General features: G+C 59.6%; 27 protein-coding genes and 1 pseudogene. 6 read left to right on the top strand and 22 right to left on the bottom strand.

Translation table 11 applies throughout. From position 1 onward, the window contains the following. The 3 genes from CU100_RS06305 to CU100_RS06285 form a co-directional block, all read right to left on the bottom strand. Positions 1-591, bottom strand: a complete 591-nt coding sequence (locus tag CU100_RS06305; protein WP_106715618.1) for a TetR/AcrR family transcriptional regulator — start codon at positions 589-591, stop codon at positions 1-3. A gap of 1306 nt (positions 592-1897) precedes the next feature. Further along, the gene (locus CU100_RS06290; protein ID WP_106715615.1) at positions 1898-3058 is read right to left on the bottom strand and encodes a YbfB/YjiJ family MFS transporter; all 1161 of its coding nucleotides are present in this window, start codon (positions 3056-3058) and stop codon (positions 1898-1900) included. A gap of 187 nt (positions 3059-3245) precedes the next feature. Further along, entirely contained in the window at positions 3246-3836 is a 591-nt protein-coding gene (locus CU100_RS06285; RefSeq protein WP_106715614.1) for a class I SAM-dependent methyltransferase, read from the bottom strand. 182 nt (positions 3837-4018) lie between these two features. On the opposite strand from CU100_RS06285, the gene CU100_RS06280 reads away from it, so the two are divergent. Both CU100_RS06280 and CU100_RS06275 read left to right on the top strand, forming a co-directional pair. Next, entirely contained in the window at positions 4019-4378 is a 360-nt protein-coding gene (locus CU100_RS06280) for an ArsR/SmtB family transcription factor (protein WP_106715613.1), read from the top strand. Next, entirely contained in the window at positions 4375-4857 is a 483-nt protein-coding gene (locus CU100_RS06275; RefSeq protein ID WP_106715612.1) for an SRPBCC family protein, read from the top strand. The genes CU100_RS06280 and CU100_RS06275 overlap by 4 nt, the downstream gene beginning before the upstream one ends. Before the next feature lie 6 nt (positions 4858-4863). Here CU100_RS06275 and CU100_RS06270 read toward each other — a convergent pair whose 3' ends face one another. From CU100_RS06270 to CU100_RS06245, 6 genes are all read right to left on the bottom strand, one after another. Continuing rightward, positions 4864-5880, bottom strand: coding sequence for a phosphoglycerate dehydrogenase (locus tag CU100_RS06270; protein WP_106716038.1), 1017 nt, complete (start codon positions 5878-5880; stop codon positions 4864-4866). Positions 5881-5982: 102 nt separating this feature from the next. Then, positions 5983-6399: a GFA family protein gene (locus CU100_RS06265; protein WP_106715611.1), complete on the bottom strand. Its 417-nt coding sequence runs from the start codon at positions 6397-6399 to the stop codon at positions 5983-5985. Between the two features lie 29 nt (positions 6400-6428). Continuing rightward, entirely contained in the window at positions 6429-7178 is a 750-nt protein-coding gene (locus CU100_RS06260) for a DUF899 domain-containing protein (RefSeq protein WP_106715610.1), read from the bottom strand. A gap of 28 nt (positions 7179-7206) precedes the next feature. Next, entirely contained in the window at positions 7207-7692 is a 486-nt protein-coding gene (locus CU100_RS06255) for an SRPBCC family protein (protein WP_106715609.1), read from the bottom strand. Beyond that, positions 7689-8018: an ArsR/SmtB family transcription factor gene (locus CU100_RS06250; protein WP_106715608.1), complete on the bottom strand. Its 330-nt coding sequence runs from the start codon at positions 8016-8018 to the stop codon at positions 7689-7691. The genes CU100_RS06255 and CU100_RS06250 overlap by 4 nt, the downstream gene beginning before the upstream one ends. Before the next feature lie 69 nt (positions 8019-8087). Beyond that, positions 8088-10940, bottom strand: coding sequence for an ATP-binding protein (locus tag CU100_RS06245; RefSeq protein WP_106715607.1), 2853 nt, complete (start codon positions 10938-10940; stop codon positions 8088-8090). Positions 10941-11224: 284 nt separating this feature from the next. Between CU100_RS06245 and CU100_RS06240 the strand changes: the two genes are divergently transcribed. Beyond that, positions 11225-11749, top strand: coding sequence for a hypothetical protein (locus CU100_RS06240; protein ID WP_106715606.1), 525 nt, complete (start codon positions 11225-11227; stop codon positions 11747-11749). Between the two features lie 39 nt (positions 11750-11788). Further along, on the top strand, positions 11789-12427 hold the full coding sequence (locus tag CU100_RS06235; RefSeq protein WP_106715605.1) for an isochorismatase family cysteine hydrolase: 639 nt from the start codon (positions 11789-11791) through the stop codon (positions 12425-12427). A 99-nt stretch (positions 12428-12526) separates the two neighbouring features. Here the strand turns inward: CU100_RS06235 and CU100_RS06230 are convergent, their stop codons facing one another. From CU100_RS06230 to CU100_RS06200, 7 genes and pseudogenes are all read right to left on the bottom strand, one after another. Further along, positions 12527-13009, bottom strand: a complete 483-nt coding sequence (locus tag CU100_RS06230) for a YybH family protein (protein WP_106715604.1) — start codon at positions 13007-13009, stop codon at positions 12527-12529. Positions 13010-13073: 64 nt separating this feature from the next. After that, positions 13074-13967 carry an enoyl-CoA hydratase/isomerase family protein gene (locus tag CU100_RS06225; protein WP_106715603.1) on the bottom strand — a complete coding sequence of 298 codons (894 nt, stop codon included), beginning with the start codon at positions 13965-13967 and terminating at the stop codon, positions 13074-13076. Beyond that, positions 13961-14685, bottom strand: a pseudogene (locus CU100_RS06220) (SDR family NAD(P)-dependent oxidoreductase). The gene CU100_RS06225 and the pseudogene CU100_RS06220 overlap by 7 nt, the downstream one beginning before the upstream one ends. Positions 14686-14746: 61 nt before the next feature. Further along, positions 14747-16027, bottom strand: a complete 1281-nt coding sequence (locus tag CU100_RS06215) for an epoxide hydrolase family protein (RefSeq protein ID WP_106715602.1) — start codon at positions 16025-16027, stop codon at positions 14747-14749. Positions 16028-16240: 213 nt separating this feature from the next. Then, positions 16241-16642: a cupin domain-containing protein gene (locus CU100_RS06210; RefSeq protein WP_106715601.1), complete on the bottom strand. Its 402-nt coding sequence runs from the start codon at positions 16640-16642 to the stop codon at positions 16241-16243. 242 nt (positions 16643-16884) lie between these two features. Beyond that, positions 16885-17220, bottom strand: a complete 336-nt coding sequence (locus CU100_RS27155) for a four-helix bundle copper-binding protein (protein ID WP_106715600.1) — start codon at positions 17218-17220, stop codon at positions 16885-16887. Positions 17221-17397: 177 nt separating this feature from the next. After that, positions 17398-17736 (bottom strand): hypothetical protein, encoded by a 339-nt coding sequence (locus CU100_RS06200; RefSeq protein ID WP_146141802.1) that lies wholly within the window; start codon positions 17734-17736, stop codon positions 17398-17400. Positions 17737-17969: 233 nt separating this feature from the next. On the opposite strand from CU100_RS06200, the gene CU100_RS06195 reads away from it, so the two are divergent. Both CU100_RS06195 and arsK read left to right on the top strand, forming a co-directional pair. Next, positions 17970-18299 carry an ArsR/SmtB family transcription factor gene (locus tag CU100_RS06195; RefSeq protein WP_106716037.1) on the top strand — a complete coding sequence of 110 codons (330 nt, stop codon included), beginning with the start codon at positions 17970-17972 and terminating at the stop codon, positions 18297-18299. After that, entirely contained in the window at positions 18296-19525 is a 1230-nt protein-coding gene (gene arsK, locus CU100_RS06190; protein WP_106715598.1) for an arsenite efflux MFS transporter ArsK, read from the top strand. The genes CU100_RS06195 and arsK overlap by 4 nt, the downstream gene beginning before the upstream one ends. Positions 19526-19591: 66 nt before the next feature. Here the strand turns inward: arsK and CU100_RS06185 are convergent, their stop codons facing one another. The 6 genes from CU100_RS06185 to CU100_RS06160 all read right to left on the bottom strand — a co-directional run bounded on the left by CU100_RS06185 (position 19592) and on the right by CU100_RS06160 (position 26604). Continuing rightward, positions 19592-20047: a DUF6766 family protein gene (locus CU100_RS06185; protein WP_245418925.1), complete on the bottom strand. Its 456-nt coding sequence runs from the start codon at positions 20045-20047 to the stop codon at positions 19592-19594. A gap of 109 nt (positions 20048-20156) precedes the next feature. Continuing rightward, entirely contained in the window at positions 20157-20702 is a 546-nt protein-coding gene (locus CU100_RS06180) for a Holotricin-3 precursor (RefSeq protein ID WP_106715597.1), read from the bottom strand. A 162-nt stretch (positions 20703-20864) separates the two neighbouring features. Then, the gene (locus CU100_RS06175; RefSeq protein ID WP_106715596.1) at positions 20865-22490 is read right to left on the bottom strand and encodes a GMC family oxidoreductase; all 1626 of its coding nucleotides are present in this window, start codon (positions 22488-22490) and stop codon (positions 20865-20867) included. Then, positions 22487-24016: an FGGY-family carbohydrate kinase gene (locus tag CU100_RS06170; RefSeq protein WP_106715595.1), complete on the bottom strand. Its 1530-nt coding sequence runs from the start codon at positions 24014-24016 to the stop codon at positions 22487-22489. The genes CU100_RS06175 and CU100_RS06170 overlap by 4 nt, the downstream gene beginning before the upstream one ends. A gap of 28 nt (positions 24017-24044) precedes the next feature. Then, positions 24045-24887 (bottom strand): class I fructose-bisphosphate aldolase, encoded by an 843-nt coding sequence (locus CU100_RS06165; protein WP_106715594.1) that lies wholly within the window; start codon positions 24885-24887, stop codon positions 24045-24047. After that, positions 24799-26604: a glycerol-3-phosphate dehydrogenase/oxidase gene (locus CU100_RS06160; protein ID WP_106715593.1), complete on the bottom strand. Its 1806-nt coding sequence runs from the start codon at positions 26602-26604 to the stop codon at positions 24799-24801. The genes CU100_RS06165 and CU100_RS06160 overlap by 89 nt, the downstream gene beginning before the upstream one ends. Positions 26605-26614: the final 10 nt, after the last annotated feature.

The raw sequence follows: 26614 nt of genomic DNA, 5'->3' as shown, positions 1-26614 counted from the left end.
CTATCTTTGGGCCAGGAGACCATCGAATATCGTGGTCTTGAAGCGTTGAAGAGGCTTGATACTTCCTTCCCCCTTCATTCTGACCAAGGCGCCCTCATAGGCGTCGATCAGGAAGGCGGCAGTCTCGTCCGGATCAAGATGCTCCGGCAATTCTCCGGTGTCGCGGGCCTCGCGCAGCACCGCCGTGAAATCATTCTGCCAGGCAGTGAACGAGCGATGCAACTCCCGCTGGAGAACCTCGCTATGGGCGGCGATGGACTGGGACAGGTTGCCCAGCAGGCAACCGCAGGTTGGATCGCCAGTCCCATATTCCGCTTCATAATATTCGAAATAGTCGCGCAAACGGCGAAGCGGCGACTTTGTTTTGTCGGCAAGCAGAAGTCTCGTCCTGATTTTCTGATTGTCGCTGCAATAGGAGGCGAGCACCGCCGAGGCGAACTCCTCCTTGCTTGCAAAGAAATGATAGAACGAACCCTTCGGCACGCCCGCCGACTTGAGGATGGGTCCTATACCCGCCCCCTCATAGCCATGGGACAGAAGCGCCGTCAGCCCCTCGGCAATCAGAACCTCGCGTGTGTCAATCTTGCTCATGGGTATATAGTAGACCAGTCGTCTCGCCAATGCAAGAGGGGAAATGCGGGTTGGGGCAACTTGGCCAAGGGGGTTACGGCGCTGGTCTGGTGTGGGGGCAGTAATTGTTGCATTGCCGATGTGCGTGGTTCGACAGGCTCACCATGAGGGAGGTCGAGCTGAGGTTAGATGGGATGGGTGATTGCAGGAGCCAGGATGCTATGATTGGGGAGCCGCAAATAGGTCACGCGTGGAAGGAATTGTTGCATCGCCGTTGTGCGTGGTTCGACAGGTTCACCATGAGGGAGGTTGAGCTGGGGTTAGATGGGATGATGATTGAGATGAGTTAAGTTCATTGCTGGAGTCAGGATGCCATGACTACGGGACGGTCTCGCGAGGCGCCAGCAATCATTGCATCGCTGTTGTGCGTGGTTCGACAGGCTCACCATGAGGGAGGTTGAGCTGGGGTGAATAGAGATGGTTGGGTTGGGTTGGGTTGGGTTGAGCTGAATCGAGTTGTTGAAGAAGCCGGATTGCCATGGACAAGGGTCCGAAATGGTCTCGCGTGGGGCCAAGCGATCGCTGCATCGCCGATGTGCGTGGTTCGACAGGCTTACCATGAGGGAGGTGGGTGGGTTGGGTTGAGGTTGCGAAATGCCGTCCTGTGGCGTGGGCTGAATGTGGCCCATTCCTTGCAATTTTGCATATCGGTAAAATGCTCGGCATTTTCGCAAGGCCTTTTGGAAACGACCGCTTTAAGCTGGCCACGCTCAACGGAGTTTGAAGAATGGTTCGCTATCTATTGATGTCCTTCGCATATATCGCATTGCAAACAGGTCCCGCCCACGCGGGCGGCACGTCATTCGAAGGGACGTGGCACCAGATTGCTTCCAACGCCGGCGCATGCCGTACATGCGCAGTTGAATTCAAATTCGCGGGCACATTGCTCAGCGTGAATGCGAACAATGGATGGAAGGCCACTGCCCAAAATGTTTCAGAGTCGTCCAGGTCGGCATCTGCGAACGGCCATTGGAGCAAGGACGCTGGTCATCTGGCGGCTTCGCCGTTCAGGGCATTCTTCGAGATTGTGGATTCCCGCTTGTTCATGAAAATGCTTGTTCGGAAGAAGGACGGATCGGTGATGGCTATAAAAGCCATTTTCGAGCGACCGTCTCAACCAACGGCATGATAGCTGTTTGCATTCAGCTGCCGCACAGCCGTTGAGGATCGATTATCCGCCCTTGCCCACAGGGCGGCTCGCTTTGGTGAGCTTGTCGAACAAGCACACGTGTCATGCGATGTGAACAACCAAAACACACGCCAATCATCAACGCTTTTGCCGGCCAGCCGAATAGGCAAACAGAGCGGCGATCACCAGACCCGCCGCGGCTGCGAGTGTGGCAAGGGTGAAGTCGCCGGTGATATTGGCGACATACCCCCCGATCAAGGGGCCGATGATCTGGCCGACGCCGAAGGCGGCGGTCATCACCGCCATGACGCGGCGGGGCGAATGGGGAAGCAGCACACGCCCGGCCTGAAAGCCGAAGGCCGTGATGACGATGAAGGTGACGCCGAGCAGAAGGCCGCCGATGAGAGGCCCTCCAGGCGACGGCAGGACGACGCTTGCCGCGACACCTATGGCCTGGACGGCGCAGCCGAGCGCCAGCGACACGAACGGGCCGGCGCGCCGCAAGAGCGGTGCCCACAAAAAGACGGATATTGCGCCCGTTGCTCCCGTCACGAACCAGACCAATGCTTCCAGCAATGGGCCGCCATGGCTCGAGCGCACGATAGCGATGATGAATGTCGCCGTGATGATGTAGCCAAAGCCAAAAAGGCCATAGGCGATGTTGATCTTGATGAATTCCGGCGTCCAGGCGACAGGCGGTTCCGCCCTCGCCGCTCCCTCGCGCACCGGGCCTTCGCGGATCAGCGCGAAAACCGCGACAAGTCCGACAAGTGAAAGAATGGCCGCGCCAACCCAGTCTTCGCGCCAGCCATGACCGCTGGCGGAACTTGCGGCAACAAGCACGGAGGAAACGGCTATCCCCGTGCCAACGCCGCCGAAATGCACCGCCTGCAGGTCCTGACGGTTCGCGGCAGCGAGGTGGCTGAAGACAATGGTGGCGGTAAACACCAGCATGAATGCACTGGCGATGCCAGCGAGGAAGCGGATGACGGAAAAGAGCATCACGCCATCGGCGACACTCATGGCGAGGCAAAGCGCAGCGCTTGCGGTCACGGATGCATAGACCAGCGGGCGCTCGATGCCGGACGCCCAGCCGAAGCCTGCGATGACTGCACCGAGGAGATAGCCGCCATAGTTGGCCGACGCGATCACTCCCGCATCGCCGGGCGTGAGCCCAAGATCGCTCATCATGCCGGGCAAGATAGGCGTGAAGATAAACCGGCCGATGCCCATGCCGACCGCCATGGCAACGAGCCCCCCAAGAGCGAAGCGAACGGGAGATGGAGCGGCTGGATTCATGCGCCGGACATTATCGCCGCACCGCCTGCTGACAAGCCAATAAATTTGATCGATTGGCAATTTCAAGTGATCGGTCGAGTAAGGATTGGCTGTGCGCGGTACGCCTTCCGCTCGCGATGACCGATGTCGCAGTCGCTGCGCTATCGGATCAAACCGCGTCTCTCATGCTGTTGCCACCCTGGGATGGTCATCCAAGCGTTTGCCTGATTTCCGCGCCGCGACGGGTGATCCGATAGACCGCTGCCGGTGGCAGATTGCAGAAGGCGCGGCCAATGCACACGGCTTCAAGGTCCAGATCCTCCAGCACGGCTTTAGGCACCGGACAGCGGAAGCCGTAGGTGAACTGATAGAACGCGCCATCGCCGCGCAGAATGCTGAACGCTCCGCCGAGGATCGAAGCGACCTTGTCGGGCATGCTGAGGAATGGCAAGCCGCTGACGACAGCACCCGCGGGCTCAGCCTTGAACAAGTCCCGTCCGCCGAGCTGACATGCATCCATCTGCAGGACTCGCATGCCCGGGAAGCGCCTCTGCAGCAATCGCGCGAACTCGGCGCCGTATTCAACCAGCGTCAGGTTGCCGGGGGTCACGCCGCGCGCCAGCAAGGCATCGGTAAAGACGCCGGTGCCCGGCCCGAGTTCGAGCACGGGACCTGATGCAGCGCCGATCTCGCTGGTGATGAGCCTTGCCAATGCCGCGCCCGACGGCGCGATCGCGCTGACCCTGGACGGATTGGTGACCAGAGCACGAATAAAGGTCCACACATCGTTTGTCGTCATGAAACTGTTCCAACCCGTGTTCGCTGCCTGATTCGCCCGGCGGCGCGGGCATCAGCGGCCTCAATTGCGCAAACATTGCGGCCTTTTGCAACCGGCGACGAAATTTTGCCCGCCGCTTGCCATTACTTAGGAATTATCCTAAGTGTTATGACGACCGAACCTCGCGACACAGGGAACGACCAATGAGCGGCCCCGCAACTGGAGCATTATCTCAAGTACCGCCACTGGACGGAATTTTCCGCGCTTTGTCGGACCCTACCCGGCGCCATGTCCTGGAACGTCTTGGCAACAGCCCCGCCTCCGTCAGCGAGCTTGCCGAGCCTTTCGACATGGCCCTGCCCTCTTTTGTCGCACACCTGAAAATCCTCGAGGGATGCGGGCTCGTCATCTCCAGAAAGAAAGGAAGGGTGCGGACATACAGGCTCGCGCCGGAACCGCTGAAACCGGTGGAAGACTGGCTGGCGAAGCAACGTCAGCTATGGGAACGCCGCCTCGACCAACTCGACGACTATCTCATGACCTTGAAGGAGCAGAACACATGAACACGACTTCGATCATCCAGCCCGATCCCAAGCTTGATCTCGTCCTCGAACGGGTCATCGATGTGCCGCGCGATCTCGTGTGGAAGGCATGGACCACGCCCGAACATATCGTCAAATGGTTCACCCCTGCACCCTGGTCGACGAAGGAATGCGAGATCGACCTGCGGCCCGGCGGGATGTTTCGCACGATCATGGTTTCGCCGGAGGGACAGGAGTTTCCCAACCTCGGCTGCTATCTGGAGGTGGTGCCGAATGAAAGGCTGGTGTTTACCGACGCGCTGCTGCCCGGCTACAGGCCCTCGGACAACCCGTTCTTCACGGGCGTCGTCTCATTTGCGACCGAGGGAAGCGGCACCCGTTACACCGCCATCGCCATCCACCGCGACGAAGCGGGAAGGAAGCAGCACGAGGAAATGGGTTTTCACGACGGCTGGGGAAAAGCGCTCGACCAGCTGGTGGCTCACGTGAAGACGATGTGAGCCAACTCAGCGTACCGAAACCGAGCGCCGTCCATCGGCGATGACGCAGGCAGCGGGCAGATCGCCGCCGTCGAAGACGGAGACGACTGTTCGTGCCGCGACCATGTTGGTTCGCGCCAGTGCCTCGGCGGACGATCCCGCCGAGTGGGGCGTGGCGACGACGTTCGGCAGTGCGATAAGTTCGTCCGACACGGGTTTGAACCCGGGATCACTTTCGCTGACATAGACGTCGAGACCAGCTCCGGCGATCCGGCCGGATTTTAGCGCATGCAGCAAATCGCTGTCATTGACCAGCCCGCCGCGCGCGGTATTGATCAGCACTGAGGTGGGTTTCATGAGCGCGAGCGCAGCTTTGTCGATCAGAAAGCGCGTTTCGGGCGTCAGGGGCGCGTGAACGCTGACATAGTCGCTCTGGCGCAGCAACGTCTCCATATCCACATAGGTAATGCCATTGGCCTCACCATATTCCCGGTCGGGACGTGGATGGCAGACAAGAATGCGCGTTTCGAAACCCTTCAGGCGTTGCACCAGACTTTTGCCGATGCGGCCAAGGCCGATGATGCCGACGGTTTTTTCCGAGAGATCGGAGCTGATCAGAATGGACCAGTTGCCTGACAGCATGCGGTTCTGCGATTCGCGCAGGCGGCGCGCGACTGCGAGGATCAGGCCGATCGTGTGGTCGGCGACCGAGGCGTCATTGCCGCCGGCACCAATCGTCAGGACACGCCCAAGGTCTTTCACCGCGCTGACATCCACGCGCTCATAGCCCACCCCGCGCCGGGCGAGCACCTGAAGAGCGGGGAGCGCAGCCAGCAATTCACGCGTGACGTAAGCCTGTCCGACGATCCAGCCACTCGCGCCCTGGAGCAGGTCTACCAGCTGCGGCGTTGCAAGGCCGCCATCGCCCTGGCCTTTGTGCCATTGGACGACTTCGACCTCGCACCCGTGCTCCTTCAGATAAGCGACGGCGCCATCATCAAAGAATGGGGACGTAACAACAACGCGTCGATGGGAATTTTTCATGATCGTCATTCGATTGGTGGAGACAGAATCATACTGGCGATACATCACACCTGCACGATTATCAAATCGGAATCCTGATCATGATTGTGCCGGGCCCTGTCTCTACCTCGGCGGCATTTTCTCGAAATGTTGCAGCGAGGGATCGACGCGGTCCCATGCGTGGCCGCGCACCGTATAGGTCACGGCGTGCGGCACGTACCGGCCCGGGTCATCGAGACTGGCGGCATGCACGGTAAAGAAATCAGGGTTCGCGACGGAGGTCAGATAGACCGGCGAACCGCAGGTGGGGCAGAAGGAATGGGTCTTGACGTTGCCATTGTCGCCGGCGACTTTCCAATGGCTGGCTTCGCCCTCCACCATCACATTCTGCCTGCCGGCAAAGGTCAGGTACGAACCATGACCCGTGCCGCTCTTGTGCTGGCAGTCGAGGCACTGGCAGTCGTTCATGAAGATCGGATCTGCGGAAATTTCGTAACGGATCGCGCCACAAGCACATCCGCCCCTGTAGGGCTCACTCATTTTTCATCTCCCGTTTGAAGGATAGCTGTTCAGGTTCTGCTGTATTCGTCGTGGCGGCGCCACCAGACACCATCTTCGTTGCGTCCCCTCGGAGCACGATCGAGCCACTGGTACATGCCCCAGAGGCCATCGAGACCACGCGCATAAGCGGAATAGGTGTGGTAAATCACGCCATCCTCCAGCACGAAGGCGCTCATGCCCGGCCGCTCGCGCGCATACTCGTCGGCACCTGTTCCCGACATGGCAGCGAAAGCGATCTCGTCGGGGGTTGCGGGTTCCAGCTTCGGCTCGCGGACATAATTATATTCGATGCCTTCGCGCTGTTGCTTCTCGGTAAACGTGACACTGAAATCCGCATTGAAGTCGCTGCCGAACGAGGATGCCCAGGGGAAAGTCCATCCCATCCGCTTCTTGTAGGCCTGAAGTTTTGCCATAGGTGCCCGCGAAACAGGACCGAGCGTCACATCATGATTGGCGAGGTGGACGACGGAACGGTCAAAGCCGTCGGCTATTGCCGAGCAGGATGGACACCCGGCGGTGTAGTCCGGCCCGAACATGAAATGGTAGATGAGGAGCTGCGAGCGGCCCTGGAAGAGATCGGGGAGCGAAGCGCTTCCCTCGTCGGTCTCGAAGCGGTACTGCTTGTCGATCCTGACCCAGGGCAGTTCCTGCCTTCGCTGCGCCAGCTCGTCGCTGCGGCGTGTCAGGTCTTTTTCCTCCTCGAGCAGCTTGAGCCTCGCGTCGAGCCACTCTTCACGCGAAACGACCTTGTGTTGCATGGCAAACCTCCTCGTTGTCGTGTCTCCGCTAGTTCAATTTTTTGGATGAAACCTCGTCAGTGACGAGAGCGCCGATACCAGGAACCACCTTCTTCCAGCCCGCGCTCATATTCCTGAAAGCGGTATCGTTGTTCGGGAGCACGAATCCCGAATGGACAAGGCCAAGGCGCGTGCCGTTCTCCACCCGGGCAAGAACCCACGTGACGACGGTGTCCAACGGCGAGCCATATCCGACATTGTCCGCATGGCCGCTCTGCCAGGAATAGACGAGCCGCTCGTTTGGCACCACTTCCAACACCTCGCATCGTATGAGGCCGTCCCATTTGCCGGCCGGCGTCGTCTGGAACGTGAAGCGTTTGCCTTGTACCGCCTCAAAACCCGTTGTCGGCATTCCCAGCCAACGGGTGATCAAATCGCCGGTCGTCAACGCCTTCCAGATGGTCTCGGGCGAATGCGGAAGAACTTCTTCGACCGCAATTTCCCGAGTGCCCGACTTCACAGCGGCATCGTTCATGGATCCATCTCCTTCAATAGTGTTCTGAGGTCGGCAAAGCGCTCGCGCCAGAAGAGACCGTAGTGGCTCATCCAGTCGACGAGCGGCTCCAGACCTTCGGGCTCGGCGCGGTAGTAGACATTGCGCCCCTCCGGACGCTCGGCGACCAACCCGGCCTGTTTCAACGATTTAAGATGCTGGGAGATGGCGCCCTGCGTCACGCCGCTGCCCCGCGTCAGCTCGGCAACCGTTATCTCACGGGAGGTGACGATCCGTTCGAAGACGGCGCGTCGTGTCGGATCGCCCAAAGTTCGCATAACGGCATCTATGGCGGTTGTTTGTGTCATGCCATTACATTAGCCGTCACTAATTCATTAGTCAACACTAATTTATAGGAGCGTCTGCGACCTCAACGATCAGCTCAACTGGTCCAGTATGCTCTTGGCCCGCTTCACACTCGGAGCGGCGAAGCCTTCAGTCATTCGCCCATAGACCGGAGCAAGGACCGCGAGCGCCTCGGCATCTTTACGTTGCCTCTGCAAATGCCCGGCGAGACTGGTCGCCGCGGAGAGTTCCCAATAGAGCGCTTTCTGGTCATTCGCCTGTTGCATCGAACGACGGTACATATCCTCTATGACCGATGGATGATCCGTATCACGCAGTGCCAAAAGATCGCCCTTTGTCCTCAACATTTCCGGCACGAACCACCGGTAATCCGTCTCTATCGCGAAGCGAAGTGACGCCTCGATTTCGCAAAGCCCATCATCGACGCGGCCCATCGCGCCGAGTGCCGCGGCGAGTTCTGCCCGGAAAAACGGATAGAACAGCAGGTACACCGCTTCCTGCATTTCGGCGAGACCGGAGCGCAAGGGCCCGACGCCTGCTTCCGGCTGGCCACGCCTCGCCAGGAGACTACCCCTTACACAAAGGCCAGCAGCATAGAACGGGCGCAGCGCGTGCTTGTAGGCATGATCGACAAGCTCCTCGCCATATTCCCTCGCCCTGTCCAGCTCACCCAGACCAAGGGAAACGAACCCCGCCGCCCAGGCGAGAGCGACACACAGGACGAAGGGTTGATTGGTGGCGCGGGCCTCTTCGATGGCGCTTTGCGATGCGCGGGACGCGGCGTCCAGACGGCCTTGCGACATGAGGTTGACTGTGTCGTGAGCCAGGGCCGAGGCACGTACGTCAGCCCCGAGCCGCATCATATCGATACGCCGTCTTACGACAGGATATTGTCCAACAGCCCATTGAAGCCGCTCGCTGGCCTCGTTGTGCTCCGCCAGATAGGTCTGCGGTATCCCGACCAGCCAGGCAGCCGTCGCCCGGAACTGAAGATCGCGACCCCGGGTGACTTCTTCATATTCGCGGGCGAAGGCCAGCGCGTCATTCAAGGCCATCGAGCGGGCAGAAAAGAGCCACAGGCCGCAAGTCAGGCGCTGCTGATAGTCGAAATCCTGAAACTGGCGCGCGAGTGCCAGCGCACGTGTCAAAGTATCGCGAGCGTGGGCGCTCATTCCTTTCGTATAGATCAATGCAAAACCGAGACTGCATCTCAGAACCATTTCCGAGCGTGTACCAGCGGCGTCACCGATCTGCGCCAATGCCGTGTCGGCCCACTCGCTGGATTCCGCAACGAGCGACAGGGCTACCCAGAAGTCACTTGCGATAGCGGCGAGTTCGACCCCGAGGGCAGCGTCACCACCCGGGGAAAACGCCCAGTTCAGGGCGGCGCGAAGATTGTCGACTTCCCGGCGATAGCGGCCAAGTTCATCTATGGCGGACTGAAGCTGATCATCGGTCGCGAAGGGCGCGAACAAGGCCACACAGAATCGCGCGAGGCGGCGCACGACCTGTTCATGTTCGCCGCTCTCTGCCAGTTTCTCGAGCGAGTAGGCGCGGACGGTCTCGAGGAGCCGCCAGCGCTGGGCGGCTTCCGTTCCATCCAGCGCCACCAGCGACTTCGACACAAGGTTTGAAATGCCAAGTGCGACCCATGATTCCGTCTGGTTCGCGATGGCAGTTGCAGCTTCGAGCGTGAAACCGGCGGGAAAGATTGCAAGTTGCCGCAGCAGGCGCCGTTCCGTCTCGGGCAGCAGCTCATAACTCCAGTCCAGCGTGGCGCGCAGCGTCTGGTGCCGTGGCAGCGCGGTGCGCCGTCCGCCGGTCAGCAATGCAAAACGGTCGTCGAGGCGTCCGGCAACCTGCTGAATGCCAAGGCTGGCGGCTCTTGCCGCGGCGAATTCTATCGCGAGCGGAATGCCATCGAGCTGCCGGCAAATCGCCGCGATGAGGGGAAGCTTTTCAGCCTGCGGTCCGAAATCCGCCTGCAGCGACCGCGTCCTCGCTATGAACAGCTGTACAGAGCTATGTTCGAGCACATTGCCCTCTGCCTCGACCTGCTGTGCCGGAACGTCCAGCGCCGGCACGCGGTAGACATATTCGCCCTCTATGCGCAAAACTTCCCGGCTGGTCGCAAGGACTGTCGCATGCGGGCACAGGCGCACAAGGGCTTCTGCCATTCTCGCGGCCGCATCGATTACGTGCTCGCAATTGTCTAGGACAAGCAGGACCTTGCGGTCACCTACGACACGTGCCACCGATTCCGGTGACATTTCATCGCCGCCGCGCAGCTGCAGGTTGAGCACACTTGCGACCGTGGATGGCACCAGATCCGGATCCGACAGAGAAACCAGCTCGACGAACAGAACGTCGCTCTCGACGGTCGGAAAGACCCTGCGAGCCACCTCGGATGCCAGGACAGTCTTGCCTATGCCGCCTGGACCGGTCAGGGTCACCACCCGGTAGGCCGAAACCAGATCACACAGATGCTGAACGGCCATTTCCCGGCCGATAAGAGCGGAAGCCGCAACGGGCACATTGGTGAGAAACGGATGGATTGCGGCCCGCGGTCTGTTGACCGGCTCGACATGCCGGGGTTGGTTCTCCTGCCGGATTACCCAATCGCCGAGCAGGCGATAGCCCCGTCCGGAGTCCGTTTTCAGCATGCCACGATCCGGGCCTAATGCCTTGCGGATGGCCGATATGTGAACCTGGATAGTATTGTCCTCAACGTTGAGACCCGGCCAGACGCGCCGCATGAGATCGTCTTTGGTTACCAGCTCGCCCCCTGACTGGACGAGAATTTCGACGATTTCGAAAGCACGGCTACCGAGTGGAACGGTCAATCCGCGCGCACGGAGCTCCCGCTGAGCGAGATCAACCTCCCATCCGCTGGACTCGAATACGAGTGGATTGTTCTGCTGCATTGCAATTAGCGATCTCACCCCTGGGTCTTTTTATTTTTAGTTGAGAAGACTTTTATGGGCAAGCGCACAAAGGAGTTATCGACTGCCCAATACCGCCCGATCCAGGCTGGCATTTACCTGGCTGCTTCAGGATATTTCAGCAATCGCAATAGTGCTTAAGTCGACCGCCAATTCATCGCGCCATACCCTTGATTTTGCCAACTTGGCCGACGCGCCTGGAGAACATCCGGCCAGCGTCGTTCCCATGGCACGCAGTAACCCTCTTCGAGATCAAGGAGCACGACATGAGCGAATATGAAGTCGTTGATTCAAGTTTCACAGCACTCATCAACGCGCCAATCGAAAAGATCGACATTCCAAAATGGTGCTTCTCGCTGTCCGAGAAAGAATATCAGGGCTGCTCGCCGGCCCATATCGCCGCCGGCTTCACCACTGCGCCGGATGGCAGGCGGATGTCGATCAACGTGGAAATCATCGGTGGCAGCCTGATGGTCCAGCACTATGTCGAAACGCTTGGACAAAAGGACCACCTGATCCTGGAGTCCGTATCCGACATCTTCACCCCGACGGGCAGAACGACGCTCGACATCCTCTGGGAACTGAGCGTCAGGCCAATCGACAGTCGCACGTGTGAATTCACGAATCACGTTCGCTCGAAGGCGACCGACGAGTTCAAGGACTTCCTCGATCGCCAGGGCATCCCGTTCGATATTTTCCGTGCCCAGCGCCAGCCGATGTCCATAGCGCACAACAAAGGCGAGACGCCGTTCTTCGCCGCCAGCATCGAACGCGCCGCGCTCAGGAATTGAGTGCGGTCCATGATCAAGAAACAATGACAGGAGTCAAGAATGTCACAGGCAACTTATAGCAAGCAATCGACGGCTCTCCTCTTTGTCGACCCGTACAATGACTTTCTTTCCGAGGGTGGCAAGATTTGGCCGCGCGTGAAAGAGGTCGCCGAGGAGGTAGGGCTCATCGAGAACCTGAAGACCATCAATCGCACCGTGCGGGAGTCAGGAATGCGGGTCTTCATCGTGCCCCACCGCCGCTGGGAGCCAGGGGACTATGAATGCTGGTGCCACCCCAATCCGACCCAGTTGGGAATCATGAAAAGGCATTCCTTTGCGCGGGGAGAATGGGGCGGCGACTGGCACCCCGATTTCGCGCCGAGACCGGGCGATATCGTCGTCAAGGAACACTGGGCGCAAAGCGGGTTCGCCAATACAGACCTCGACCAGCAATTGCGGCAGCACGGCATTACGCATGTCATCGTCGTGGGACTTCTTGCCAACACCTGCATCGAGTCCACGGGACGCTACGCGATGGAGCTGGGTTTTCACGTCACATTGGTGCGGGACGCAACAGCTGCTTTCACCCATGAAATGATGCATGCCGCGCACGAACTGAACGGTCCCACCTATGCGCACGCCATATTGACGACCGCCGAACTGGTCGCAGCCTTGCCCACTGCTGTCGATGCGCAATAGGCGCACAATGGTATTCATGGAAGAGGCGGTCCCCGAATGGAGACCGCCTCTCATTTGTTTGCGGCGCCGCAAACCTTGGACTGCCTCGCCTGATGCGGCTCAAGCCGGCGCCGACAAAGGCGCGCCGAATATCATGCGCTGGTACTCGGCCAGAAGTGCCGGCTCCTCGATGGAACCGTGATGGTGAAACTGCCGCCAGTTGCCATCGACCCGGATGAAGAGCCTTGAGGTTCTGATGCGAAGCTCGAGATTAGCCTCCGGAGTTCTGCAAAAACCCCTTTCGCGCCCGACGAACAGATGCCAATCTTGGCCGCCCTGGGTCGAATGGGCCTCGAAGGCCACCTTTACCTCTGCCTTGCCCTCGAACAGGATCGAATAACCTTCCCTGATGGCATTCCAGCCCAGACGTATGCCACCGATCGGATTGTCCATGCTGGCTCTTTCGTCGTCGAGCCAGCTGGTGGCAAGCGCATTCATATCGCGAGCGTTGAACGCCCGGTAAAATCCTGTGATGGCATCCAACGGACTGCCGTCCCCGGCCTGCGGCTCGTCGCCGGAAATTTGAAGAAGATGTTCTGTCATCGGTTCAGACCTCCTGTCATCAAATGGGAAGAGTGGCCGCGGTGGCGGCCTTCTCCAGATCTGGTTACCTCGGAGCCAACGTCCCCGTGTAGTAACCCAGTTTCGCTTCGATTTCCCGGTTGGTTTGCAGTCCGAGCTGCATCAGCTGCGAAATCTTTTCCTGCGCCTCGGGACGTTGTACCGAGGTTATGAATGCATCCCACCCCGCTCCGATCTCCGTGTCGGATGGCAGGCTTGCCACGTCGACAAGACGTTTCGTCTCTGCGATCGCATGACGATCGAACCTCGAAATTCTTGTGGCGAGCGCATCAACAAATCCATCGAGTTCCGCATCGGCAAGCGACCGGTTGACGTAGCCATACTTCTCCGCCAGATCGCCACCAATGTCTTCCGCGCCCAGAAGCACCTCAAGCGCCCTGCCGCGGCCGATCAGCGTCGGAAGGCGGGCCATCGGACCGCCGCCGGGAACAAGAGCGGCGCCGACCTCCCATTGGGAAAGGACAGCGTTCTCACGGCTGGCGAAACGCATGTCGCTAGCCAATGCGAGTTCGCTTCCAACGCCTGTCGCCCGCCCGCGGATGAGGCTGATCGAGACCACTGGCGAGCGGCTCAACCTTACCAGCATGTCCGGTAGCGGATGCAGGCCCGTGGGCCCCGACGGCAAGCCCGTGGATTCGGACAGAGGCGGGACGAAGTCATAGTGGGTGATGAAGAAACCCGGCACGGCACTGTCAAACACGACCACCCTTACATGCGGATCCGTCTCGATTGCCGTAATGACTTCATTGAGCTGGGGTATCGTGTCCGGGCCGAAAATGTTGAACGGCGGATTGTCGAACGTTACGCGCCAGTATTCGGGCGTGCGGCGATCCACGCGGACCTGCCGTCTGGCCGACAGCATTTCTTGTTTGACGCCTGCCTCGACGGTTTTCGCCGATTGATCCGCGGCGCTTACCATTTGCCCAGATGTGCGCCGCCATCGACGTGCAGCACCTCCCCGGTCACATGTGGCGCTTCGGTCAGGAAAACGACGGCGTCGACGATTTCCTGCACGGAGGATATGGCACCCATCGGAGATAGACCTTGCAGGAATTCCTTCGGGTCATTGTCGTGCAAGGGCGTGTCGACGATACCCGGAGCAACGGCGTTTACCCGTATCTTCTCCTTGACGAACTCCATCGCAAGGCTCTTCGAGATGGCGTTGATGCCGCCTTCGTCACCATGGACAATGAAGCGTTGACGCCTGCTATCGGGTGGTCCGCCAGCGATGTCGTAATGCTTACGATACTGCCGCCGGATTTCTGTGCCAGCATCTGTTTTATGGCCAGTTGCGTGAGATGGATGAACCCGTCGATATTCGTCGACGAGAGCTTGCGCATATCGTCCGGCGTGAATTCCAGAAACGGTTTCGTCAGAAACAGTCCGGCATTGTTGACCAGCGCATCGATAGAGCCGAAACGACTGATCGCCGTCTGTGCGACCTTGGCGGCGGTTGCCGCTTCGCCGATATCGCCATCGACCAGGGCGAGATGCCCCGCCTCCCGGAAACGTCCTGACCCGGTTATTCTGCGGGAGGTCGCAACAACGTTGTAACCACGTTCGAGAAAGGTGTTCACGAGCCCAGCGCCAATGCCCTGGGATGCACCCGTAATGAGAATTGTTTTCTGAGTAGCCATTTTAGCCTCCTCTAGAGTTGCGGGGGGAGGACGCGCACCCGTCGGGCGCGTCCCTGATCGATCAGATCGACTGGCGCAGCGGCCTGAATGCGGCCCTGAGCTCGGCGCTGAAAAGCTGCGGCTGTTCCCACGCCGCGAAATGACCGCCTTTGTCGACCTCGTTGAAATAGATGAGGTTGTGATAGGCGCGCTCGGCCCAGCTCTTCGGCGCCTGGTAGATTTCACCCGGGAACACCGTCACGGCAGCGGGGATGGAAATGTCGACGGCATTGAAGTTATTGGCGTTGTTTTCCCAATAGAGGCGAGCGCCGGACGTCGCCGTTCCCGTAAACCAGTAAAGGGAAATATCGTCGAGCATCTCGTCCTTGGTGAGCACGCGTTCGGGATCGCCGCCGCTGTCTGTCCAGTCCGCGAACTTGTCGTAAAACCATGCGGCGAGGCCAACGGGCGAGTCGTTCAGCGCATAGCCAAGGGTCTGCGGGCGGGTGACCATCATGAGCGCGTAGCCGGACCCCTTCTTGTAGAGGTTGTCCATCTGCTCGTAGGCGGCTTTCTCTTCGGCGGAAAGTCCGGCAGGCGCCGGCTCACCATCGGCGAGTGCCTTGGCAATGTCGGGCGGAACAGTTGCCGGCATGTTGACATGAATGCCGAGCAGCCCCTTCGGAGCCTGCCGTGCCATCACGTCCGAGATGACCGAACCCCAATCGCCGCCCTGCGAGACGTAACGGTCGTAACCCAGGCGGCGCATCAGTTCGTCCCATGCGCGGGCGATGCGGTCGGGACCCCATCCCGTCTCTCTCGGGATGCCCGAGAAGCCGTAGCCCGGCATGGACGGGAGCACCAGATGGAAGGCGTCATCCGCGCTTCCGCCGTGCGCTGTCGGATCGGTCAGCGGACCGATCGTCTTGAGCAACTCGAACACCGACCCCGGCCATCCATGGGTCATGATCAAAGGCATGGCATTGGCATGCCGGGAACGGACATGGATGAAGTGGATGTCGAGCCCGTCGATCTCGGTGATGAACTGCGGGTGAGCATTCAACTTTGCCTCGGCCTTGCGCCAGTCATAGGCCGTTCCCCAGTGGCGAACGAGATCCTGGACTTTGGCCAATTGCGCGCCCTGGGACCGGTCAGTGACCGTTTCGCGATCAGGCCAGCGGGTCGCCGCCACGCGCTGGCGAAGTTCGACGATCTCTTTTTCGGGGATTTGGGCGGTAAAAGGACGGATATTAGTGTCCGGGGTGGCTGCCTGCAGTGACTTTGGAAGCAGGCTGAGGGTTGCGGCAGCTGCCATCGAGGCAAGCAGTTCCCGCCGTGTGGAGGATAGTGATATTGCTGACATGATTTTCTCCTTTGGCATCGGAATAGAAATCGGCAAGCAAAGGGTATGGCGCGGGGTTCTCAGCGTCGACTTAAGCGATATTAGGATATCTGAAATATTCTGAAGCGAACCGATGCCGAAGCCGGGAGAGGTCCCCCGACCGACCTGGCCAAGACTTTGCAAATGCCGAAAGCGATGCCCCGTCCGCGATCGCGATGGGGCTGAATGTGGGACCTACTTGGCAGGCACCACGGTGGGCTTTCCTTTTTCGAGGATGTAGGTGGCAAGCTCCGACGATTTTCCGTTGCTGACGTTCTTCGCCAGGTGAACGGTTCCCGCCGGAATGAACAAGGTTTCGCCGGCCTTGAGGGTTACCGGTTGCCTGCCCTCGAGCTGATATTCGAGCGAGCCCTCGATAACATAGGCGACCTCTTCACCGGGGTGAGAGTGCTTTATCGAGACTGCTCCCGGTTCGAAGTCGACGCGAACCTGACTGACCTCCCGCCCAGGTATGCTGATATCGCTTTGTAGCAGATCGGTTCGCTGAACTTGCTGTTGCTGCGCGGATGAATGATCCAGCGATAGTCCACTGCCGGCGATCATCAAGGCGGCAGCGATAATGCGGGTAACTCTCATGCGATCGTCCTTCCATGCGTTAAAGTGGCGAATCCACTGATCACGGCGCACTTAAAACGAGGAAATGTATGGCTGATGTGTCGGGCGAGCCGGACCATTGTAACTTCATGTACGCAGGCAGCGCCGGATACAGGAAGGTACAATTCGGATTTCAGCGATTGCGCTGTTTGGGACTATTTGGACGATCGGAATTCAAGTAGAGAAACGCACGGGCGGCGCCACCCGTGCGGTTCTCTCTCAGGTCAGGCGGCCATCCTTCTGCAGGACTCAGCGCAGCGGCGGCAGGCGTCGACACATTCCTGCATGTCGCCTATCCTCTCGCAATCGTCGGAGCATTCGGAACATATCTCAGCGCATTCGCGGCAGACGTGCGTATGATGCGGGGAGCCGATGAGCATGAAGTGCGCCGAAGTCCGGCAGATTTCCGCGCAGGCGAGCATCAAAGTGAAGTGCTCCTTCTGTGTGTGTTCGCCGCCCATCTCAAGGCAGTATCCGGTTGCCGTGGAAAGGCAAGTTGCATAGCAGGACAGGCACTCGTCGATGCAAGCCTTCATCTCAGCGTTCAAATGATGTGTCATGACAGTTCTCCTTGTGTTTCCAGTGTGCCTGCTTGTCCAGCCCCGCCGTCAGTGCCTGCGGGGCAGCAGTCCGGCTTGCTGGCGCGAGCATGTGCATATTGGATAATCATTGCGTAATTTCCGTTGAAGCGTGCCATCGCCAGAGAGGTGGCGCGCAGGTTTGAATCCGTCTACCGATCAGATTACCTGCGGGGGCCGATCGAGCCGGTTTGTCGCCGGGCCGACGTTCAACGTGTTGGTAAGGTCACCAACCCGCAGGCCTGCCGCGGCAATAACAAATGGCGGCGCATCGATTTCTGCCGCAACCCAGCAGTGGGCGATCGAACAGCAATGGATCTGGTAATTGGAAGGATGCTTGTGCCCGCCATCAATCCGCTGTTGGCTCACGCAATCGGCAACAGTATTGCGCGAAGCCGCATCGTGGCCATCGGCCCGCACCGTCACCGCGCCGGCAGATAGCGCAACTGCCATAAGGCAGGCGATGAGGATGCGAGTAAAGCGCGCTAGAACAGTCATGGTCGGCGGCCTCCGCCTGCCAAACGGCGGCAGGCGCATATGGTTCCAACCTGACTTCGCCCCTGATACAGCCCTTGCGCGTCTAGGAGCAGCAGCCGGCCTTATCAACAGCAGGAAGGCAGCAGGACGAAGGAGCCGCGGCCTCGTTGCGGAAATCCGTGCGCGAAGGGATGGTCATCCTCTTCATGATCGGCTACCAGTATTTCAACATCTTTTGAGATATTGAGGTAATGATGAACGAATTGCAAGCCCTCGCCGCCTTTGGGTCGCTTTCGCAGGAAACCCGGCTTCGAATTGTTCGCTTGCTCGTCAAAGCGGGACCGGATGGAATGGCCGCTGGCGCGGTCGGCGAGGCCATGGGCGCGTCGTCGTCGAAAACTTCTTTCCATCTCAGCCATCTCGAACGGGCGGGACTGATCCGGTCAAGGCGCGAGGCACGCTCGATCATCTACAGCGCCGCCTACCCTGCCCTCTCCGGCCTGATCGAATTTCTCATGAAGGATTGCTGTCAGGGACGGTGCGATCCTGCAGGCAATGCCTGTGCCGAAACCTGCGAAGCATGAACGCACGAACGGCGTTTCATGGTATCTTCAGGCTTTTCACCCAAAGCCGGCTCGCCGTAGCGGGACTAGGAGTGACGCAAATCATCGGCTATGGCACGCTCTATTACAGCTTCAGCGTTCTCGCACCGTCCATGGGGGCGGACTACGGCCTTGCCTCCGACTGGGTGTTCGGAGCGTTCTCCGCATCGCTGCTTGTCAGCGGCCTGGCCTCTCCGTGGGCCGGACGGTGGATCGACAGGTACGGCGCCGGCGCCATCATGGCACCTGGATCGGTGGCTGCCGCCGCCGCCCTTGTGCTGTGCGCCCATTCGGCGAACATACCAAGCTTTTTCATCGGCCTTGTGGCGATCCATCTCGCATCGACCTTCGTTCTTTACAACGCAGCCTTTGCCCTGCTGGTGCAGATGGACCCGGAAACGGCGCGGATTCGCATTACTCACCTCACGCTGATCGCCGGGTTCGCGTCAACTATCCTGTGGCCCGTGACGACCGAACTTCATGCCTACCTCTCATGGCGCGAGGTCTACGATGTCTTTGCAGCCGCCCATATCGTCGTTTGCCTGCCGGTGCATTCATGGCTGGCAATGCTATCACGCAGCCAAAGAAGGCTCGCGAACAGAACAATGGCGTCGACAGTCGAACCCATGCTCTCAAGCGAGCATATTCGCGCCGGGTTCATCCTTATGGTCTGTGGCTTTGCGTTCCTCGGATTTGTCAACGCGGCAATCCTTATCCACATGCTGCCCATTCTGGCGGCGCTGGGACTTGGGGGCGTCAGTGTCCTGGTAGGCACCCTGTTCGGTCCGGCACAGGTGGCAAGCCGGCTGATCAGCCTTCTGAGTGGCAATAAGTTGCGCCCTCTTGCCCTGGCGCTCATCTCCACGGGTTTGATGTCGGGGGCAGTTGCACTTCTGCTATGGACCGGAAGCGCGCTGACTGGAGCGGTGGCTTTTGCCATTCTGTTCGGCCTCGGCAGCGGCCTCTCGAGTATCGCGCAGGGAACACTTCCGCTCGCCCTGTTCGGCAGTCACGGCTATGGCGAACGCATCGGCAAATCCACTGCAGTCAGGCTCATTGCATCGTCGGCCGCGCCCTTTGTCTTCGCATTCATCCTGCATCGGGCCGGTATCAGCCTATCCCTGACAATATGCGTCGGATTCGGAATAATGGCTGCCGTGTCATTCGCGCTGATCGCCCGGCTCCAGCGACGGCAAGATGAGCGGTAAGGGTGCAGCAATAACGTTCCTGCAGATTGCGGCACCTGAACTTCTGCGGTGCCGCGGCGCGCCGTCTCAAGCGGACTCAGGATGGGGCTGTGCGTGACCATGTTTTCGCAAATATGTCTCATCGATCTCAGCCAGCAGCTTTTCTGCCTTTTCTCCACCATTCAGACGGATGAGAGCGTCGATCTTTGCTTCCATGCGGTCGTCATTTTCTTTCGATGCCGGCGAGCCGAGGTAAAGAAAGTATGCCAGGCCGACGACCTGCCATAGCAATTGAAGGAATTCCGATTGCCAATTCTCGAATGTGTCGCGCAGCATCGTGACCAGATAGTCCGATACGATCGGGCTTTGGCCGTGCTCGGCAGTTTCCGAAACGTAAGCGTACCAGCCGAATAGCCAATGAAGGAATATGCTGACCCCGAAGAAAAGCAGGGTCAGCCAAGCGTAAGCATAGCGGTGGAATACATTGGGACGTGTCATGCGGATCGGGTCCTTATCGTAGGCTTGGTAAACCCGCAGCTCCATTCAAGGTTCCACAAAGCTGGGGCGAGCAGCACCCTTTGCTACCCGCTCCGGCTTCAGCCGGAATGCTTCCCGGCCGCGATCCGCCACATGGATTGTTCAGGGGGATGCCCTACTGCCTCGCATCCAGAAGGGCATCGATACGATCGACCTGATCGTCCGTAAGGGTGCGGCCAAACGCTGATTCAAGGTCCGCAACAGCGTCGTCAAGCGCCTGTTCGCGCAGTGCCGGATCGGTCAGAGCCATGGCTTCATCCCGGCTGCGCTCGTACGTCGCGATCTTGCCGACCGCGGAGTTTGGCGCAGCTCGGTCCCTGGCCCGCGCCGACGCATGGGCAGCGTTCAGCGCGCCAAGGCCGTTATCATCGCCATCGTCGTCATCGTCGACATCGACAGAGGCCTTGTCGACTTTTGACTTGTCATGAGCCTTGGCTGATTTGCCACGGTCGGACGACTTGCCGTGATCTCCAGCGCTCTTGCCCTGTCCACCGCCTTTGCCATTACCCTCGCCGCCGCCGCTGCCGCCCTTGCCATTGCCGCCACCATCCTTGGCCAAGGCCGCACCCATGGAACCGGGATGATCGATCGGGAAAGCTACGCCTGCAACGAACAAGCCCAGGCAGGCTGCTGTGACGAGACTTCTCTTGATTATAATCATTTTCAATCTCCTTCCATGCCCCTAGTTGACACGCGGCAACTTACAATTGTCGGGGGAGCGGGAAATCGGACCAAAGTCTGAACATCGCAACGCAACGGGCCCTGATTGACATTTTCGCCGCAAGGGAAGTTCCAAACCAGAGTCAGTTCTCCGCGCGGCGTCTTATTTATCGGCGAGAATGAGGTTGGCTGCTTTTTCGGCGATCATGATAACAGGTGAATTCGTGTTTCCTGAAACGATCGACGGCATTATGGAAGCGTCGACCACACGCAGCTTTTCCAGACCGCGAACCTTCAGATTACTATCGACTACGGCGAGGTCGTCGCTGCCCATCCTGCATGTTCCGACGGGATGAAAGATCGTCGTTGCGATATCGCCAGCGCGGTGGATCAATTCCTCATCGCTTTGATATTCGCGACCAGGCAGCATCTCTTCGGGCCGGTACCTCATGACGGCCTTTGCCGCCATGAGATTGCGGGCGTGACGGATGGACCTTGCGGCGAGCAGCCTGTCACCGACCGTCGAGAGGTAATTTGGCTGGATGTCCGGCGCAACACACGGCTCCGGCCCTGAAATATGGACGGTGCCCCGGCTTTCCGGACGCAGATTGCACACCGAAACAGTCACTGCAGGATAGCGATGCAAGGGCTCGCCAAGGCGATCGGTGCTGAGCGGCTGTATGTGGTACTCGAGGTCAGCCGTCGCCAGCGCCGGATCGCTTCTTGCGAAAATACCGAGCTGGCTGGGCGCCATCGATAGCGGACCGGAGCGCCGGAGAACATATTCGAGGCCCATGGCGGCTCTCGAAAAAAGATTGTGATAAAGCTGGTTCAGCGTCTTCGCACCTTCGATGCGGAACACGGTACGTATCTGCAAATGATCCTGCAGATTTCCTCCGACGCCGCGCAGCTCATGGTTCGGCTCGACGCCTGCACGCGCCAGAATGCCGGGATCTCCGACCCCTGAAAGTTCGAGAATCTTGGGCGAGTTGATGGCTCCTGCCGAAAGGATGATTTCTCCCGCTGCCGTCGCAATGCGGGTTCTGCCCTGCAGGCGGTAGCGGACACGTACCGCGCGCTTGCCATCGAACTCGAGCCGTTCGACCTCGGCCCCGGTGACAACGCGAAGGTTGCGCCGCTTGAGCGCCGGTCGCAGAAACGCCCTCGTCGTGTTCCAGCGGAATCCGCCGCGTTGGTTCACCTCGAAATATCCCGAGCCCTCATTGTCGCCTGCATTGAAATCGTCGGTCTTGCGAATGCCGAGCTCTTCCGCGGCATCGCGGAAGGCGTCGAGAATGGGCCAGGAAAGCCGTTGCCTCTCCACCCGCCATTCCCCACCCGCCCCATGCATGGAAGAACGCCCGCGATAATTGTCCTCGGACTTCAGGAAATACGGCAGGACGTCATCCCAGCCCCAGCCTGTATTTCCCGCCTGCCGCCAATTGTCGTAATCGGCGGCTTGCCCACGCATGTAGATCATTCCGTTGATCGAAGAGCATCCGCCAAGGACCTTGCCGCGGGGATAGGGCAAGGAGCGGCCGTTGAGACCAGGCTCCACCGCCGTCCTCATCATCCAGTCGGTGCGGGGATTACCCATGCAGAAGAGATAGCCGATCGGCACATGAATCCAGTGGTAGCGGTCGCTGCCTCCAGCCTCGAGGAGGAGTACTCGATTTTTCGGATCGGCGGACAGCCGGTTAGCAAGGACGCAGCCCGCCGATCCCGCTCCTATGATGATGAAGTCGTAGACCCCTTCGTCGCGCGCGTCATCTTGGGCACGCGAATTCACGCTGCCACCTCCGTTGCGGATGCTCCGCTCCCTGCCATGCGCCGCCAGATCGGTGCCATTGCATCGGCGATATCGAGGTAGAGCCGGTAGCGATAGTCGTAGTGCGCCGAGCGCCGTGCGTCGGGCTTGTAATGGCGGTCAGTTGAAACCATCGCATTGGCGCCAGCCTCAAAATCGGCAAACATGCCAACGGCGGCTCCTGCGGCGATCGCCGCACCGAGGGCGCCGGTCTGGCTCGAGCGGGCGACCGTGACGGGTACACCCAGCACATCCGCAAAAATCTGCGGCCAGAGCAGGCTGCGCGAACCGCCTCCCGACAGCACAGCCCCGTCGAACCCGGCACCCGCGGCGCGCAGGGTTTCGATATGTTGGCGATGGCCGAAGGCGACACCTTCCAAGAGAGCACGGATCAGATGCGCCTTCGTGTGCCAGCCGGCAATTCCATAGAACGCGGCTCGCGCATTGCCATCCTGCTGCGCTCCATAGAGGAACGGATGATAGATCGGATCATTGATCGCCGGCTCAACCGAGGAGGCAAGTTCGCAGCACACATCGAATGGCGAGCGTCCATCCGGCTGCTTGCCTGGAAAGAATTCGCGCACGAACCATTCGAGATTGGCGGCGGATGTAGCGCTGGATTCAATTGCCATGTAGCGATCGCGATCGAAGGTCGATGACATGAAGACTGGCCCCTCCAGCCGGGGCTGGCCGATGATCACCTGATTGATGCTCCAGGTTCCGGCAATGATGGAAGCCGCGCCCGTGCGTGTGACGCCCGAGCCGATAGCCGAAGCGACCACGTCGAAGAACCCGCCGATGACCGGCGTGCCCGCGGAGAGACCTGTTTCTGCCGCCGCCGCTTCCGTCACCCTTCCGGCTATGTCAGCACTTTCGATCAGTGGCGGCAGCATATCCATGCAGTCACCAAGCCCGAAGGCGGCCATCAGGTCACGATCATAGTCGCGCCCCGAGACGTTCAGCAGCCCGCAACCCGCCATGTCGGACACTTCGCTGACGCGCTGGCCGGTGAGCCGGTTGACGATGAAGTCCTTGCAGAGGAAGACCGTACCGATTCTCCCGAATGTTTCCGGCCGATGCCGTTTGATCCAGGCGAGCAATGTTGGTGTCTGGGAAGGCCAGGGGCGCTGCAGACCGATGGGATATGTACGATCGCCGACGCCTTCGGCCTGCCATTCCTCGACAAGACCGGCTGCCCTTGTATCGAGCGACTGGATGGCGAGCAGCGGCTCCCCCTGCCGGTCAAGCGCATAGAGCCCGTTGCCATGGCCCGCGCACCCGATGGCCGCGATTTCCCCAGGCTTAATGCCGGCCTGTTCGATACATGTGCGAATGACCAGCTTCGCATTAGTCCAGAGTTCATCAAGGCCCCGTTCGACATGGCCCGGGTAGGGCATGTTGCTATGCCCCTCCTCGGCAACCGAGGCGATCTCATTGCCCTGCCGGTCGAAGATCACCGCCTTGATAATCGTATTGCCGGCATCCAGCCCCAGAAGATATTTTCCCATTCCGAACCCCTCCTCAGGTCCTTGTTTATCAGCCTTGCTGATAGCGCGCGTAGGCGTCCTCGCCTGTGGCATCGTCATGAATGATTGCCATGAGTCCACGCACCACGGCACCCGGGTTGGAGTGCTGGTAGATGTTGCGACCGTAAACCATTCCCATCGCGCCTTGCCGCATCAAGGCTGCCGATTTGTCGAAGACGGCTCGCAAATCTTCCTTTCCGCCGCCCCGCACCAGTACCGGGCAACGCGCCGCCTCGACAACCCGGTGAAAATCCTCGGCGTTCGTCGTCGGATCCGCCTTGACGATATCTGCGCCCATCTCGCGGGCAAGCCGGGTCAGCGTGACGATCTTGTCCGCGTCGCCATCCACCATATAGCCTCCGCGTTCGGTAACCGGCTGCATGACGAGGGGTTCAATCATCAAAGGCATGCCATATTTCTCGCAATCGGCACGCACACGCGAAATGTTCTCGACGCACTGACGGAACAGGTCTGGCTCGTCCGGCAGCATAAACAGGTTCACCACCACGCAGGCCGCGTCGAGTTCGATAGCACCGACCAGCGGCTCGGCCTGATTTTGCAGAACGGCCCACATGTCGCGATGGCGGACAGGATTATAGGGGTTGCCCATGTCGATGCGCATGACGAGAGCCGGCTTTTCCTTGCCTTCGACGTCCTGGAGAAGATCGGCCTGGCCATAGTTCATCTGGATCGCATCCGGAGCGGCGGCAACCAGCGTCCCGACAACATCTTGCATATCCTCAAGACCATTCAGGAAAGATGGTTCATTGCACACGCCGTGATCGATCGCCACGTCGAGGCAGCGCCCGTTGCCGAACAGCCGGTTCATCCGGGCCTTGCGGTTGTTTCGCATATCGTACTCCTTGTTCATTGCGTGCTGTAAGTGTTTCGAGGTCTATGCCGTGTCGGGTGGCGAGAAGATCGAGGAACCGAGACCGTTCTTCAGCCTTGCGTGCCGCTGGCCAGTGCTTCTCATCGGCGATCAGGTCGAGGGCCACATCCGTCGTGGCGAGCGATAATTGTCCGCTGATGGCGAGGGTTGTTCGTCTCAGCAGGAGATCATCGAGATGTTCGACGCATTCATGGCGTATCAGGAAAAGCATCTCCCGGGTGGAGTAACCGGAGCCTGGCATTGGCTCGTCCGGTCCGCTGGCGATGAAGCCGGCAATCAATGCGGCGGCGGTGCCATATCGTTCGAAGAGTTCGATCGTTCGCGCTGGCGCAAGGCCCGTTGCGGAAGACGTGCGCGCTATCCAGTCTCCGGTATCAGCCGGGAAATTGCGCCCGCCGCCAATGGAACGGTCTGCCGTGGTCAGATGGCGGGTTTTCCGCAGGCGCTCCAATGCCATGTCCGCAGCGAGCTCTCCAAAGGAGCGGAACGTTGTCCATTTGCCGCCAATCATGCACAGGACCGCGCGACCGCCATCCGATTCGATGAAGGTGCAGAAATGATCGCGCGGGATTCGCCCGGTGAATTTGTCCTTGCTGGCGGGAAGCGGCCTGACACCGGAGAACTGATAGACGATTTCCTCCGGCCGAATCCGGATATCAGGCAACACGAAGGCGAGCGATTGCAGGATATAGTCCCGTTCCTCGGGAGTGCAGACCACAGTTGCGGGGTCATCGATACGGATATCGGTGGAGCCGACCAGCACCTTGCCGAGATAGGGAAACAGGATGCAGACGCGGCCATCCTCATTCTCGTAATAGATCATATGGCCATCGAGCGCCTTGGCGAGTTCGGCATTGTCGATAATCAGGTGCGAGCCCTTGGTTCCGCCCATCAGCGGCGCGGGCCGGGTTTCCGGCGAGAACAGGCTGGCATTGGCGATGTCGATCCAGCCGCCCGTCGCATTGATGATGAGTGCCGGCTCCACAGCCGTTGTCGTGCCGCCAACATGGTCCCGGACAACAAAGCCCCCGGCAGGATTGTGCTGGAGCTCGGCATAGTTCAGGGCATGAGCGCCCGGTGCTCCGGACAGTCCGTCCTGCAGCAATTCAATTCCGATACGTTCCGGGTGCCTGACCCACGCATCGTAGTAGGTTGCAGAACTCTTTACCGCAGGGTTGAGCTCGGGCCATTTGGCAAGTGTTGCCTGCCGTCCGCGAAACCGATGACGAGGCATCAGGGCACGCTTGCGCGTCAGGAAATCATAGATGCTCAACCCTGTCTTGATGGCGATAGCGCCACGGCGGCTCGGTTCGCGGCCGAGCCCAAGGAAGCGAACCAGCCCATTTGCAAGACCGGAGAAGATATCGAAAACAGGAACCATCGTTGGCAGGGGCGCGATAAGATGCGGCGCGTTTCTCAATAGCCGATCGCGCTCGACAAGCGATTCCCTCACCAGATTGAACTCGCCGTTTTCAAGATAACGCAGGCCGCCATGCACCATCCGGGACAAGGCGGAACTGGCACCGGAACAATAGTCGTTCTTCTCCACGAGCAATACGTCGAGACCCTGAAGGGCAAGCTCACGGAACACACTGATACCGTTGATACCGCCGCCCACGACACACACGTCCACCTTCGGACTCCGGCGAAGCCCGTTGAATATCTCTTCACGATTCATGATGCAGCCC

Origin of the sequence: Phyllobacterium endophyticum, assembly GCF_003010935.1 — a bacterium.
In the GTDB taxonomy this organism is placed as follows: Bacteria; Pseudomonadota; Alphaproteobacteria; order Rhizobiales; family Rhizobiaceae; genus Phyllobacterium; species Phyllobacterium endophyticum.
This window is presented reverse-complemented; position numbering and strand designations above follow the sequence as displayed.